The 12,703-nt window shown below is 70.6% G+C and carries 13 protein-coding genes; 9 read left to right on the top strand and 4 right to left on the bottom strand.

What is annotated here, in order from left to right; translation table 11 throughout:
- Positions 1–416 (bottom strand): alpha/beta hydrolase fold domain-containing protein (locus A5730_RS21830; protein ID WP_197506311.1); only part of this gene is annotated, 416 nt, incomplete at its 3' end.
- A gap of 5 nt (positions 417–421) precedes the next feature.
- Positions 422–901 (bottom strand): gamma-glutamylcyclotransferase, encoded by a 480-nt coding sequence (locus A5730_RS21825; protein ID WP_067905190.1) that lies wholly within the window; start codon positions 899–901, stop codon positions 422–424.
- A gap of 93 nt (positions 902–994) precedes the next feature.
- Here A5730_RS21825 and A5730_RS21820 point away from each other — a divergent pair, with 93 nt between their 5' ends.
- The 8 genes from A5730_RS21820 (at position 995) to A5730_RS21785 (ending at position 9,594) form a co-directional block, all read left to right on the top strand.
- A complete protein-coding gene (locus A5730_RS21820) occupies positions 995–2,410 on the top strand; it encodes an NAD(P)H-quinone dehydrogenase (RefSeq protein ID WP_067905187.1) in 1,416 nt (471 codons plus the stop codon).
- A 65-nt stretch (positions 2,411–2,475) separates the two neighbouring features.
- Positions 2,476–4,230, top strand: a complete 1,755-nt coding sequence (locus A5730_RS21815; RefSeq protein ID WP_067905184.1) for a glycerol-3-phosphate dehydrogenase/oxidase — start codon at positions 2,476–2,478, stop codon at positions 4,228–4,230.
- On the top strand, positions 4,226–5,098 hold the full coding sequence (locus tag A5730_RS21810; protein WP_231994758.1) for a pseudouridine synthase: 873 nt from the start codon (positions 4,226–4,228) through the stop codon (positions 5,096–5,098). Before A5730_RS21815 ends, A5730_RS21810 begins: the two co-directional genes overlap by 5 nt.
- Positions 5,099–5,197: 99 nt before the next feature.
- The gene (locus A5730_RS21805; RefSeq protein WP_067905224.1) at positions 5,198–5,656 is read left to right on the top strand and encodes a DUF2834 domain-containing protein; all 459 of its coding nucleotides are present in this window, start codon (positions 5,198–5,200) and stop codon (positions 5,654–5,656) included.
- 118 nt (positions 5,657–5,774) lie between these two features.
- Complete coding sequence (locus A5730_RS21800; RefSeq protein WP_067905178.1) at positions 5,775–6,131, top strand: hypothetical protein; 357 nt, start codon at positions 5,775–5,777, stop codon at positions 6,129–6,131.
- Positions 6,132–6,164: 33 nt separating this feature from the next.
- Entirely contained in the window at positions 6,165–6,971 is an 807-nt protein-coding gene (locus A5730_RS21795) for an MBL fold metallo-hydrolase (protein ID WP_067905176.1), read from the top strand.
- 210 nt (positions 6,972–7,181) lie between these two features.
- Positions 7,182–8,321, top strand: a complete 1,140-nt coding sequence (locus A5730_RS21790; RefSeq protein WP_067905173.1) for a PPE family protein — start codon at positions 7,182–7,184, stop codon at positions 8,319–8,321.
- Positions 8,322–8,442: 121 nt separating this feature from the next.
- On the top strand, positions 8,443–9,594 hold the full coding sequence (locus tag A5730_RS21785) for a PPE family protein (protein WP_067905221.1): 1,152 nt from the start codon (positions 8,443–8,445) through the stop codon (positions 9,592–9,594).
- Here the strand turns inward: A5730_RS21785 and A5730_RS21780 are convergent.
- Complete coding sequence (locus A5730_RS21780; protein WP_067905171.1) at positions 9,583–11,910, bottom strand: heavy metal translocating P-type ATPase; 2,328 nt, start codon at positions 11,908–11,910, stop codon at positions 9,583–9,585. The two genes, A5730_RS21785 and A5730_RS21780, sit on opposite strands and share 12 nt — an antisense overlap.
- Before the next feature lie 108 nt (positions 11,911–12,018).
- Here A5730_RS21780 and A5730_RS21775 point away from each other — a divergent pair, with 108 nt between their 5' ends.
- Entirely contained in the window at positions 12,019–12,423 is a 405-nt protein-coding gene (locus tag A5730_RS21775; protein WP_067905219.1) for a CBS domain-containing protein, read from the top strand.
- Between the two features lie 16 nt (positions 12,424–12,439).
- Here A5730_RS21775 and A5730_RS21770 read toward each other — a convergent pair whose 3' ends face one another.
- Positions 12,440–12,628, bottom strand: a complete 189-nt coding sequence (locus A5730_RS21770; protein WP_055405509.1) for a hypothetical protein — start codon at positions 12,626–12,628, stop codon at positions 12,440–12,442.
- Between the last annotated feature and the right edge of the window lie 75 nt (positions 12,629–12,703).

The raw sequence follows: 12,703 nt of genomic DNA, 5'->3' as shown, positions 1-12,703 counted from the left end.
CCCCCCCCCGGGGGCCCGCCCCGCGCCGGGGCGGGGGGGCCCCCCCCGCGCACTTGGGCTACCCCGTCCGGCGGCGCGGGGGAAACGGCGGGCCGCGGCGCCAGCACGTAGTCCGGGTTGACCACCACCGCGCCCCCGTGGGCCGCCAGGTAGCGGCACCACGGGTCGTCTTGTTGTGGATGCCCGATCACGAAGCCGCCGCCGTGCACGTTGACGTACACCGGGGGGTTCGTCGTGCCGGCCGGCGGGTGGTAGACGGTCGCCGGCACCGGGCCGTGCCGGGTGGGGATGGTGACTTGCGAGGTCTCGCCGGGAATTTCGGGGAAGCGCACCGCGGCCTTGGGAGCCGGGTTGACGACGGCGGCGAACGCACGCGCCAGCGCGTCTGCGACCACCGGCGTGGACAGAATCGACACGGGCCCTACGAGCCGGTGCCCGGGCCGATGTTGTGGGCCGGCCTGGTCCGCAGGTTGTGAACGTAATCGGCTGGCGCTCCGGCGATTTCGGCCGCATCGGCCATCACACCCAAATATCGGGCCGACGGCAGGCCGCCCTCCCAGGCGTCGAGCACATACAGCCACGCCAGCACGGGGTCGGTGCTGGTGTCCGACGAGATGCGTTCCACCCGGCAGCGGATCTTCTTGTGCACGCCGAATTCCGAGCCCTCCCACCGGTCGAGGTTGTTCTCGTCGGCCGGGGTCATGTCGTAGAGGACGACGAACACCTTGGACGTCGGATCCTCGACGATGGTGGCCAGCGCGCCTTCCCAGCCGATGTCCTCGCCGCCGAACGTCAGCCGCCAGCCGTGTAACCAGCCGGTTCCGGCCATCGGCGAATGGGGTGCCCGCTTGAGCATCTGCTCAGGATCCATGTTTGACCCGTAGGCGGCGTAGAGCGGCACGGGGAAATCTTAGACGTCACGCGCACGGGCGGTCTTCTCACGAGGGTCGTCGCCGCGGTGCGGGCGCCCGTGTTCCCCCGCTAGGTTGGGGCTGTGGTGACCCGCATCGTGATCCTCGGTGGCGGCCCGGCCGGTTACGAAGCCGCGCTGGTGGCCGCCACCTCCCACCCCGACACCACCCACGTCACCGTGATCGACTCCGACGGCATCGGCGGCGCGGCCGTGCTGGACGACTGCGTGCCGTCCAAGACGTTCATCGCCTCGACCTGGCTGCGCACCGAGTTGCGCCGGGCGCCGCGGCTGGGTTTCGACATCGACATCGACGACGCCAAGATCTCGCTGCCGCGGATTCATGCCCGGGTCAAGCAACTCGCCACGGAGCAATCGGCCGACATCACCGAACAGCTGCTCGGCATGGGCGTGCACGTGGTGGCCGGCCGCGGCGAGCTGATCGACCCCACGCCCGGGCTGGCCTGCCACCGCCTCAAGGCCACCGCGCCGGACGGCACCACCAGCGAGTACGAGGCCGACGTGGTGCTGATCGCGACCGGCGCGAGCCCGCGGATCCTGCCGTCGGCCCAGCCCGACGGCGAGCGCATCCTGACCTGGCGGCAGCTCTACAACCTGGAAGCCCTGCCCGACCACCTCATCGTGGTGGGGTCGGGTGTCACCGGCGCCGAGTTCGTGCACGCCTACACCGAGCTGGGCGTGCCGGTGACGGTGGTCGCCAGCCGGGACCGGGTGCTGCCCTACGAGGACGCCGACGCCGCCGCGGTCCTGGAGGAGGCGTTCTCCGAGCGCGGCGTCCAGCTGGTCAAGAACGCCCGCGCCCAGTCGGTCACCCGCGCGGGAGACGGCGTGCTGGTCACCCTGGCCGACGGGCGCACCGTCGAGGGCAGCCATGCCCTGATGACCATCGGCTCGGTGCCCAACACCGGCGGCCTCGGCCTGGACCGGGTGGGCATCGAGCTGGGCCGCGGCGGCTATCTGACCGTGGACCGGGTGTCGCGGACCTCGGTGGCGGGCATCTACGCGGCCGGCGACTGCACCGGGTTGCTGCCGCTGGCCTCGGTGGCCGCCATGCAGGGCCGGATCGCGATGTACCACGCGCTGGGCGAGGGCGTCAGCCCGATCCGGTTGCGCACGGTGGCGGCGACGGTGTTCACCCGGCCCGAGATCGCGGCCGTCGGCGTGCCGCAAACCATGATCGACGACGGCTCGGTGTCGGCCCGCACGATCACGCTGCCGCTGCGCACCAACGCCCGGGCCAAGATGTCCGGCCTGCGACAGGGTTTCGTGAAGGTGTTCTGCCGCAAGTCCACCGGGGTGGTGATCGGCGGCGTGGTGGTGGCGCCGATCGCCTCCGAGCTGATCCTGCCGATCGCCGTGGCCGTCCAGAACCGCATCACCGTCAACGAGCTGGCGCAGACGCTGGCCGTTTACCCGTCGTTGTCCGGATCGATCACCGAGGCCGCTCGTCGCCTGATGGCCCACGACGATCTCGACTAGCCTGGGTTCGACATCGTCCTACTGGCGAGTAACCGACGGAAGTTTCCGGTGAGGAGTTCGCTGCCGTGACCGATCCGATCCACGCGCCCAGCGAGCTGGGCTCGCCGGCGGCCGTGCTGGGACCGCAGCATCGCGAGGTGGCCTGGGAGCGGCTCGGCACCGAGCAGTTCGACGTCGGCGTGATCGGCGGCGGCGTGGTGGGTTCGGGTTGCGCGCTGGACGCCGCCACCCGCGGGCTCAAGGTGGCGATGGTCGAGGCCCGTGATTTCGCGTCGGGCACGTCCAGCCGCTCGTCGAAGATGTTCCACGGCGGGCTGCGCTACCTCGAACAGCTGGAATTCGGGCTGGTGCGCGAGGCGCTCTACGAGCGGGAGCTGTCGCTGACCACGCTGGCCCCGCACCTGGTCAAGCCGCTGCCGTTCCTGTTCCCGCTGACCCACCGGTGGTGGGAGCGTCCGTACACCGCGGCGGGCATCTTCCTCTACGACAGCCTGGGCGGGGCGAAATCCGTTCCGGCACAGAAGCATTTGACGCGCGCGGGGGCGCTGCGGCTGTGCCCGGGCCTGAAGCGCAGCTCGCTGATCGGCGGCATCCGCTACTACGACACCGTCGTCGACGACGCCCGCCACACCATGACCGTCGCGCGCACGGCCGCCCACTACGGCGCGGTGGTGCGCTCCTCGACCCAGGTGGTCGCGCTGCTGCGCGAGGGCGACCGGGTGACCGGCGTGCGGGTCCGCGACTCCGAGGACGGCGCCGTCACCGAGGTCCGCGGCCACGTCGTGGTCAACGCGACCGGGGTGTGGACCGACGAGATCCAGGCCTTGTCCAAGCAACGTGGGCGATTTCAGGTCCGCGCGTCCAAGGGCGTGCACGTGGTGGTGCCGCGCGACCGCATCGTCAGCGACGTCGCCATCATCCTGCGCACCGAGAAGTCGGTGATGTTCGTCATCCCGTGGGGCAGCCACTGGATCATCGGCACCACCGACACCGACTGGAACCTGGACCTGGCCCACCCCGCGGCCACCAAGGCCGACATCGATTACATCCTCACCACCGTCAACGCCGTGCTGGCCATTCCGCTGACCCACGCCGACATCGACGGGGTGTACGCCGGCCTGCGGCCGCTGCTGGCCGGGGAGAGCGAGGAGACCTCCAAGCTGTCGCGGGAGCACGCCGTCGCGGTGCCCGCGCCCGGCCTGGTGGCCATCGCCGGCGGCAAGTACACCACCTATCGGGTGATGGCCGCCGACGCGATCGACGCCGCGGCCCAGTTCATCCCCGCCCGGGTGGCACCCTCGATCACCGAGAAGGTCAGCCTGCTGGGCGCCGACGGCTACTTCGCGCTGGTCAATCAGGCCGAACACGTTGCGGCGCTGCAGGGTTTGCATCCGTACCGGGTGCGGCACCTGCTGGACCGCTACGGGTCGCTGATCGGCGACGTGCTGGGCCTGGCGGCCGGAAACGCCGACCTGCTCAGCCCGATCAAGGAGGCGCCGGGCTACCTCAAGGTGGAGGCGCTGTACGCCGTCACCGCCGAGGGGGCGCTGCACCTGGAGGACATCCTGGCCCGCCGGATGCGCATCTCGATCGAGTACTCGCACCGCGGCGTCGACTGCGCCCGCGAGGTCGCGGACGTGGTCGCGCCCGTGCTGGGGTGGTCGGCGGCGGACGTCGAGCGCGAGGTGGCGAACTACTCCGCGCGGGTGGAGGCCGAGATCCTGTCGCAGGCCCAGCCCGACGACGTGTCGGCGGACGAGTTGCGGGCGAGCGCCCCGGAGGCGCGCGCCGAGATCCTCGAGCCGGTACCCCTGAATTGAGCCGGCATTGAGGCCCGCGCCACTTCCCGTGCGGGACGGGCTGGGCCCGGCGCGGGTTCGGCTGCGCGGCGGGCCGGTGCTGGCCGAGCTGACCGCCCGGTTCGGCGCCGCCGCCCGTTCCAAAGTCCTTGCGGGAGAGGTGGTCGACGCCGGCGGCGCGGTGATCGACGAGGCCACCGTGCTGCCCGCGGGGTCGCATATCTTTCTGTATCGCGAGTTGCCGGAAGAGGTTTCGGTCCCATTCGACATCCCGGTCCTTCATCGCGATGACGACATCGTGGTCGTCGACAAGCCGCACTTCCTGGCCACCATGCCCCGCGGCCGGCATGTGGCGCAGACGGCGCTGGTGCGGCTGCGCCGGGAACTGGGCGTGCCGCAGCTGAGCCCGGCCCACCGGCTCGACCGGCTGACCGCCGGGGTGCTGCTGTTCACGTCCCGCCGCGAGGTGCGCGGCGCCTATCAGACGCTGTTCGCGCGGGGGTTGGTGCGCAAGACGTACCTGGCCCGCGCCGCCGTCGATCCGGCTCTGGCGTTGCCGCTGGTGGTGCGCAGCCGAATCGTCAAGCGGCGCGGGGTTTTACAGGCCGCCACCGAGCCGGGCGTGCCGAACGCCGAAACGCTGGTGGAACTGGTTTCCCCCGACGGCCTGTACCGGCTCACCCCGCGCACTGGGCGCACCCATCAGCTGCGCGTGCACATGGCAGCGCTGGGGGTGCCGATCGAGGGTGACCCGTTGTATCCCGACGTCATCGACGTGCCGGCCGACGACTTCAGCACGCCGCTGCGGTTGTTGGCGCAGCGCATCGAGTTCGACGATCCGCTGACGGGACAGCGCCGCGAGTTCGTCAGCCGGCGGACGCTGGGCTGAGCACAGCCCACCCACGCGAGCAACCTCAAGTGCTGCTGCCGCACCAATATCCGGGTCAATCCCACCAGCTAGGGGTTGGCGTTCCCCTAGCGTGTGTCCATGACAACGACCGAGACGGTTCAACCCGCATCGATGCCCCTCGCTCGCAAAGTGCTGTGCGCGGTGTACGCGGTGATCGCGCTCCTGGCGCTCGTTGCGACATGGAGCCAGACCATCGCTTACACACACAGCGGCGCCGCCTTCTTCGGCACTTTCTGGCAGGACACCAGGGTCAATGCCGCGTCGCGCAACATCACCGCCGACGCGCTGATGCTCAGCGTGTCCGTCGTCATCCTCATGGTTGTCGAGGCCAGGAAGCACGGCGTGCGATTCGTCTGGCTCTACATCGTCGCCGGAGCCTTCGTCGCCATCAGCGTGACGGTTCCGCTCTTTCTCATCGCCCGCGAGATGCGGATCGGCGCGGCAGAACCTCCGCGCCTTCGCCCATTCGATGTGATCCTGTTGGCCGTGACCGGCGCTGGGGCTCTAGCCCTGACCACCTGGGTCGACATGGGCTGAACTGTCGACGACGGCCCGTTCCCGGGATCGGTAGCGATCCGTCCATTGTCTGCTGATCCGAGCGGCGCGAGCGGATACTGAGCCTCAGCATCACAGCGTCGAGGAAAGGCGCGCGGCAATGTCGAACAATCACACGGTCAGGAAGGTCATCACCGGGGCGCTGCTGTCCGGCGGCGTGGCGGTAGCCGGTTTGGGGCTGGCCGCGGGCGCCGCCCAGGCGCAGCCCAGTCCCGCCCCGCAAGTCATCGGCCCAACGCCCCTGGACAATTTCACCGTCCCGCACGACTGGTGCCCGGGCCAGCCGTTGCCCATGCCGGATGTGCGGTGGGACATGGGCGTCTGCCACCACTGGTACTGGGTCCCGGTCGGGGGCATGGGCAACGTCGGCCAATTCGTGTGGGAGGGCGACGCCCCCCGCCAGCCGCTGGGCCCACCGCCCTGCTACGGGGCGCCCATCTGCCTGCCCGGCCTGTAGCGTGAGCCGCCCGCGATCGGGTAGCCCGCGGGGATGGACATCACCGTTACGTTCGTGGGCAACGCCACCACGCTGATCGCCGCGGGCGGGCTGACGCTGCTGACCGACCCCAACTTCCTGCATCGCGGGCAACACGCCTACCTAGGCCACGGGCTGGTGTCCAGGCGCCTCAAGGAACCGGCGCTGCGCATCGACGAGCTCCCGCCGGTGGACGCGATCGTGCTCTCCCACATGCATGGCGACCATTGGGACCGGGTGTCGCAGCGGGACCTCGACCACGGCCTGCCCGTCGTCACCACCCCGCACGCCGCCACCCGCCTGCACCGCCGCGGCTTCGCCAACGCGCGGGGACTGGACACCTGGGGGCGGCACAGCATCACCAAGGGCGACACCACCGCCACCATGACGTCGCTGCCGGGGCGGCATGGTCCGGGCTGGACGCAGCGGCTGCTGCCGCCGGTGATGGGCACCATGCTGGAATTCGCCGGGGCCGACGGGTCGCCGCCGCGCCGGCTCTACATCTCCGGCGACACCCTGCTCGTCGAGGACCTCAAGGAGATCCCGGCCCGCTTCGACGCCATCGACGCCGGCGTGCTGCACCTGGGCGGCACCCGCCTGCCGGCAGGCCCGCGGCTTCCGTTCGGGCTGACGGTAACCATGGACGGTCGTCAGGGCGCGGACCTGGTCGCCCTGCTGAGGCTGCCGAAGGCCATCCCGGTGCACTTCGACGACTATGGCGTCTTCGCGTCACCGCTGGCCGACTTCACGCGGGAGATGCAGCGCCGGGACCTGGCCGACCGGATCATCGAGGTGCCCCGCGGCGGGTCGGTGACCGTCTGAGAAATCCGCCGCCACCTGCCTAAAAAGGGCCGACACCGGTAAAAACTTTGGTTACCCTAACGTCACGGGTATATCGTTCGTCACATCCGGTACTCGACGGGGAAGGATTCGGGCGGCACCCTGGGGGGGAGCGTAATGTTTCCGGTCTCTTTGCAACTTAGTCAGCGAAATTTTCCGGCCGCGTACTCGGCGTAGACAATGTGAGATGTGATGGACTTATTCGCGCCACCTGAGGTCACCTCGACCCTGATCCACTCCGGTCCCGGAGCAGGGTCGCTGATCGAGGCTGCCGGCGCGTGGCAGAGTCTGGGCGTCGAACTGGAGAACTCGGTCGCGGTGTATGCGTCCGTGTTGTCGTCGCTGATTGAGTCGTGGGACGGGCCGTCCTCGATGGCGATGCTGCAGGCCGTGCAGCCCTACCTCATCTGGCTGCGTACCACCGCGGAGCAGGCCCACCAGATGGCCACCTCGGCGGAGTCGGCCGCGGCCGCGTTCACCGCCGTCCGCTCGGCCGTGGTGCTGCCCGCCGTGGTGGCCGCCAACCGGACCCGCCTGGCGCAACTGCTGGCCACCAACCGGTTCGGCCAGAACACGGCCGCGATCGCCGTGACCCAAGACGAATACCAGACCATGTGGGCCAACAACTCGGCGGCCCTGGCCCGGTATCAGGCGGCCTCGTCGCAGGCCACGGGCCAGCTGTCCCAGTTCAACTCGCCGCTCGCCATCGCCGACCCGTCCGCCTCGGCGAAGCAGGCCAACGTGGTGGCCGCCAACGCCGCCTTGGCCCCCGCCGCGAGCACCGGGAACGTCATCGACCAGCTTGGCGTCACGCCGTTCGACCCCAACGCCGGTTGGTTCAGCTACTTCAGCACCTGGGGCAACCAGTTCATCTCGTCCGGGTTCCCCATCAACCTGCTCAGCTACCTGGCGCAGAACACCTCCGCCCAGGCGCTGCAGGGCGTGGGCGGCGACATCGGCCTGGGGCTCTCCGAGGGCGAGGGCGCGCTGGCGTCGTCCATCACCCGGCTGGCCGGGGCCGTCTCCGCCGCGCCCGGCGGTGCGGCCTCCGGCGCGATGGGGGTCGGGGTATCGCTGGGCAAGCTGACCGCGCCGCCGGCCGTGGTGGGGCTGCTGCCGGCGACGCAAACGCCGGTGCAACTCGCGTCCTCGGTGTCGCCCCTGCCGGCCGAACCCGGGCTCACCGGGATGCCGCTGATGCCCATGATGGCGCCGACTTCCAACTCGGCGGGCAGCGGTTGGCGCAAGCGCAAGCAGCAGAAGTTCGACGACCTTGAGTACGGGGCGGAAATCCCGAAGAAGGTGATACACAGACCGCCCAGCGGAGGATGAGGGACGACGATGGTTCCTCACTACTCCGGAAGCAGAATTTCGCCGCCGGATAGTTTATTTGCGGCGCAATTGAACGGCGGCTGCCGTTCACGCGTGCCCTGTCGCGTGGGGCGCGAACATGATTGATTTCGGGCTGCTGCCGCCCGAGATCACCTCGGCGCTGATCCACTCCGGACCCGGCGCCTGGTCGATGATCGAAGCCGCGGGCGTATGGCAGGAACTCGCCGCCGAACTGGAGGGGGCCGCTAGCGGCTACACCTCGGAGCTGGCGTCGCTGGCGGGGACGTGGCAGGGCCCGTCGTCGACGGCCATGGCCCGGGCTTTCGAGCCCTACATCGCCTGGCTGCGGACCACCGCGGCGCAGTGCCAGGAAATCGCCGCGTCCGTCGAAACCGTAACGGCGGCATTCGAATTGACGCACTGGACGGTGGTGCACCCCTCCGTCGTCGCCGCCAACCGGGCGCGGCTGGCAATGTTGTTGGCCACCAACTTCTTCGGGATCAACGCGCCGGCCATCGCCGAGACCGAAGCCGAGTACAACGCCATGTGGGTGAGCAATTCGGCGGCGATGTACCGCTACAGCGCCACCGCGCTCAGCGCCGTCAAGCCCACGCCGTTCACGCCGCCGCCGCCCGTCGCCAACCCCTCGGGCGCCGCCACCCAGGCCACAGTGGTGTCGGCCGCGGGCAACAGCCAGACCGCGGTCAACACGTTCGCCGCCACGTCGGGTTCGGTGCTCGACGCCCTGAACGTCAGCCCCTTCGACCCCAACAAGGGCTGGTTCAGTTACTTCAGCACCTGGGGCAATCAGTTCATCGCGGGCGGCTTTCCCGTCAACCTGCTCAGCTACCTCGCGCAATTGAATGCGGCCAAAGCGCTTTCCGGAGTCGGCTCCGACATCGGCCAGGGCCTCGCGGAGGGTTCGGCCGCGCTGTCGTCGGCGAACGCCAGCCTTGCGAACGCCCTCAACTCAGGGGGGTCGATGCTGGCGCCTCGGGGGGCGCTGGGTGCCTCCGTGTTGGTGGGAAAGCTGAGCATGCCCCCGGCGACGGTCGGGATGTTGCCCGGCGTGCAACCGCCGGTGCAACTCGCCTCCGCGGTGTCCGCCCTGCCGTCGGGCGGATCGCAGCTGCCGGGTCTGCCGGTGGCCCCGGTGCGGCCGCCGTTGGGCGGCAAGGGGTCTCGAGGGGGCGACGGGCGAGACTACGACGGCATCGAAATCGGCGCCGAGCTTCCCGGCACGGTCATGAAACGGCCCCCGTCAGCGGGATAGCTTGTGCGCCAAGGGTTCACCGGGCTGATCGTCGGCCAGGGTGAAATAGCTCTCCTCCTCCTGCAGAAAATGCAGGCGTAGCAACGCGTGCAGCCCGTACAGGCACGCGAGGAGGTCGTCGACCTGGTCGGGGCCGATCCCTCCGCCGCCGTGGGCCAGCGCCAGGTGGGCGCCGATCCGGTCGGAGAGCCGCTGAATTTCCGCGTGGGTGCGGCTCATCGTCGCGGTCGCTTCGCTGGTGCGGAGCGGGTGCGCGAGGGCGGGGTAGAGCTCCGTCTCCTCGGCGCGTTCGTGCGGGAGTATCCGCTCGACGAGCACCCGGTGGGCCTGGCTGATCGCCGCCAGGGCCGACTCGTCGGCCGCCGCGGCCAACCGGTCGGCGGCGTCCCGCAACGAATCCACGGAGTCGCGAAGTTCGTCGTGCTCGGCGTCGAAGCGCCGCAGCATCTGTTCGGTCGGTGCCGGCAGGTCCACCTCGATGCCGGGATTGCCGCGCAGGGCGCGCAGCGCGTTGAGGATCACCGCGACGTCGATGGCCTCCTGCACCAGCGCCCCAACGGCGGGCGGCAGCCACCCGAAGGCGGCGACGACCATAGCGACCAGCGACAGCGCCATCCCGACGACCGCGCTCTGCACCGCGATGCGGCGCGACCAGCGGGCGATGTCCATCGCGTCGGCGAGCCGTTCCAGCCGGTCGGTGGTCAACACGATGCCGGCGGCCTCCGAGGACGCGGTGGCACCGCGGGCGCCCATCGCCACGCCGACGCTGGCCGCGGCCAACGCGGGTGCGTCGTTGACGCCGTCGCCGACCATCACCGTTACCGCGCGCTCCCGCTCCGCGCGCACGGCGGCCACCTTGTCCGCCGGGCTTTGTTCGGCGCACACCTCGTCCAGGCCCAGCACGGCGCCCACCTCGCGGGCGGGCTCGGCGCGGTCCCCGGTGAGCATGACCAGCCGGTTCAGCCCGGCGTCCCGTAACCGGCGCAGGGTGCGTGGCGCGTGCCGACGCAGCGGGTCGCGCAGCAACACCGCGCCCGTGGGGCGCCCGTCGAGACAGACCCAGGCGATCGCGGCGCCGTCGAGCAGGGCGCGGTTCACCACCGCCCTGGCCCAGTCCGGGTTGGTGTCGCGCGCGAACTTGCCGACGTGCACGCGCCTTCCGTCCAGCGTGGCGGTGACGCCCCGGCCGGGTTCCTCGACCACGTTGGTCGGCAGCGACAGCGGCAGGCCGCGCGCCCGCGCCGCGGTGACGATCGCCTCGGCCAACACGTGCGGAGACATCTGATCCACCGACGCCGCGATCCGCAGGATCTCGATCGCGTCGTGGCCGGGCGCGGCCGCGACGTCGACGACCGTGGGCTGACCCATCGTCAGGGTGCCGGTCTTGTCCATCACCAAAGTCGTTGCGTGCCCTAGGTTTTCCAGGGCACCGCCGCTGCGGATCACCACGCCGCGGCGCGACGCCCGGGACAGCCCGGACACGATCGCGACCGGTGCCGCCAGCAACAGCGGGCACGGCGTCGCCACCACCAGCACCGCGACCGCCCGCACCGGCGAGCCACTGGCCAGCCACGCCGCGGCGGCCACGCACAGCGTCAACGGCAGGAACCACGCCGCGTACCGGTCGGCCAGCCGCACCACCGGCGCGTTCTGCGCCCCGGCCTCCGCGGCCAGGCGGACGATCTGCGCGTAGGTGCTGGCGTCGGCGGTGGCCGTGGTCTGCATCTCGAAGGCGGTGCCGGCGTTGACCACCCCGCTGCGCACCGGCTCGCCGAGGCCGCGCTCCACCTGCAGCGGTTCGCCGGTCAGCACCGATTCGTCCAGCACGGCGACCGCATCGGAAATGCGTCCGTCGACGGGCACCACTTCGCCCGGGCCGACCACCAGCACATCGCCGACCGCCACGTCGTCCAGCGCGATGACGTCGACGGCCGAGCCGACGCGGCGGCGGGCGAACCTCGGCGCGTGCTCCAGCAGCGCCCGCAGATCATGGGAGGCGCGGCGCTCGGCGGCCGCCTCCAGGGCACGTCCGCCGGCCAGCATCACCGCGATCAACGCGCCGGCGAGGTACTCGCCCACCAGTAGCGTGCCGACCAGCGACAACACCGCGATCACGTCGACCCCGAGGCGACCCCGGCGCAGGCCGGCCAGCACCCACACCATCGCGGGCACCACCGCCACGACCGTGCCCGCGATCCAGCAGCCGTCGGCGACCCGCGGCGCCCCGCCCAGCCAGGCGATACCGCCGGCCGCCAATGCGACCACCGTCACCGCGGCAAGGGCGGGCTCGACCCACCGAACGGGCTCGCGTGCCATGCCTGTCAGCCTGATCGCGCGTTCCGGCCGGCGGCTAGGGCCGGATGGACGCGGATTGGGGACTCTGGTCACTAGAAAGGGCCGCCGCCTTGTGGCGAGATGGTGCACGTGACTGAAATATCTTCGGCTGGGACCATGCCGATCTCCACCATCACCGGGGACCCGGTGGCCCGCGTGCCCGCGGACGCCACCATCGCCGACGTCGCCAGGGCCATGGTCACCTGCGACGTGGGGGCCGTCGTGGTCGGCGACGACGCGCGGCCGGTCGCGCTGGTGAGCGAGCGTGACATCGTGCGCGCGGTCGCCGCTGGGCGCAATCTGGCCACCGCCGCGGTCTCCGAGGTGGCGAGCACGAAGCTGGTGTGGTGCGACGCCGACGCGTCCGTCGACGAGGTCGCCGCCCGCATGATGGACCGCTACATCCGCCACGTGCTGGTGCAGCGGGACGGCGCGCTGGTCGGCATTGTCTCCGCCCGCGACCTGCTGGGCGTCTACACGGCTTTCGATTCGTAATTCAGGCGGCGTCGCGTCAGGAGCTGAATCGCTCGAAGCGGGTGTCGGATCGCAGCAACACCGGCGACGCGGCGCTGGTGCGCGCCAAGTTGTCCATCCACATCAACGCTTCGGACAGCCCCGCCATGACCGCCACTTCTCGCTCCCCGGTGAGGGTGGCGTACTCAACGGCCCACACCTCCGAGGGCCACTTCTCGCTGCCCATAGCACACATCTTCCCCTAATGGGCGCCGACGAATCTGGGAGTCCTCTGTGTTCACAATTTGTGCCGGCTGAGGCT

This window comes from Mycobacterium sp. ACS4054, from assembly GCF_001667275.1.
Lineage (GTDB): Bacteria > Actinomycetota > Actinomycetes > Mycobacteriales > Mycobacteriaceae > Mycobacterium.
This window is presented reverse-complemented; position numbering and strand designations above follow the sequence as displayed.

Excerpts from the sequence above, each read along its gene's own strand:
- A5730_RS21805 (WP_067905224.1), top strand. The coding sequence starts at position 5,198 with ATGACAACGACCGAGACGGTTCAACCCGCATCGATGCCCCTCGCTCGC.
- A5730_RS21800 (WP_067905178.1), top strand. The coding sequence starts at position 5,775 with ATGTCGAACAATCACACGGTCAGGAAGGTCATCACCGGGGCGCTGCTG.
- A5730_RS21795 (WP_067905176.1), top strand. The coding sequence starts at position 6,165 with ATGGACATCACCGTTACGTTCGTGGGCAACGCCACCACGCTGATCGCC.
- A5730_RS21790 (WP_067905173.1), top strand. The coding sequence starts at position 7,182 with ATGGACTTATTCGCGCCACCTGAGGTCACCTCGACCCTGATCCACTCC.
- A5730_RS21780 (WP_067905171.1), bottom strand. The coding sequence starts at position 11,910 with ATGGCACGCGAGCCCGTTCGGTGGGTCGAGCCCGCCCTTGCCGCGGTG.
- A5730_RS21770 (WP_055405509.1), bottom strand. The coding sequence starts at position 12,628 with ATGGGCAGCGAGAAGTGGCCCTCGGAGGTGTGGGCCGTTGAGTACGCC.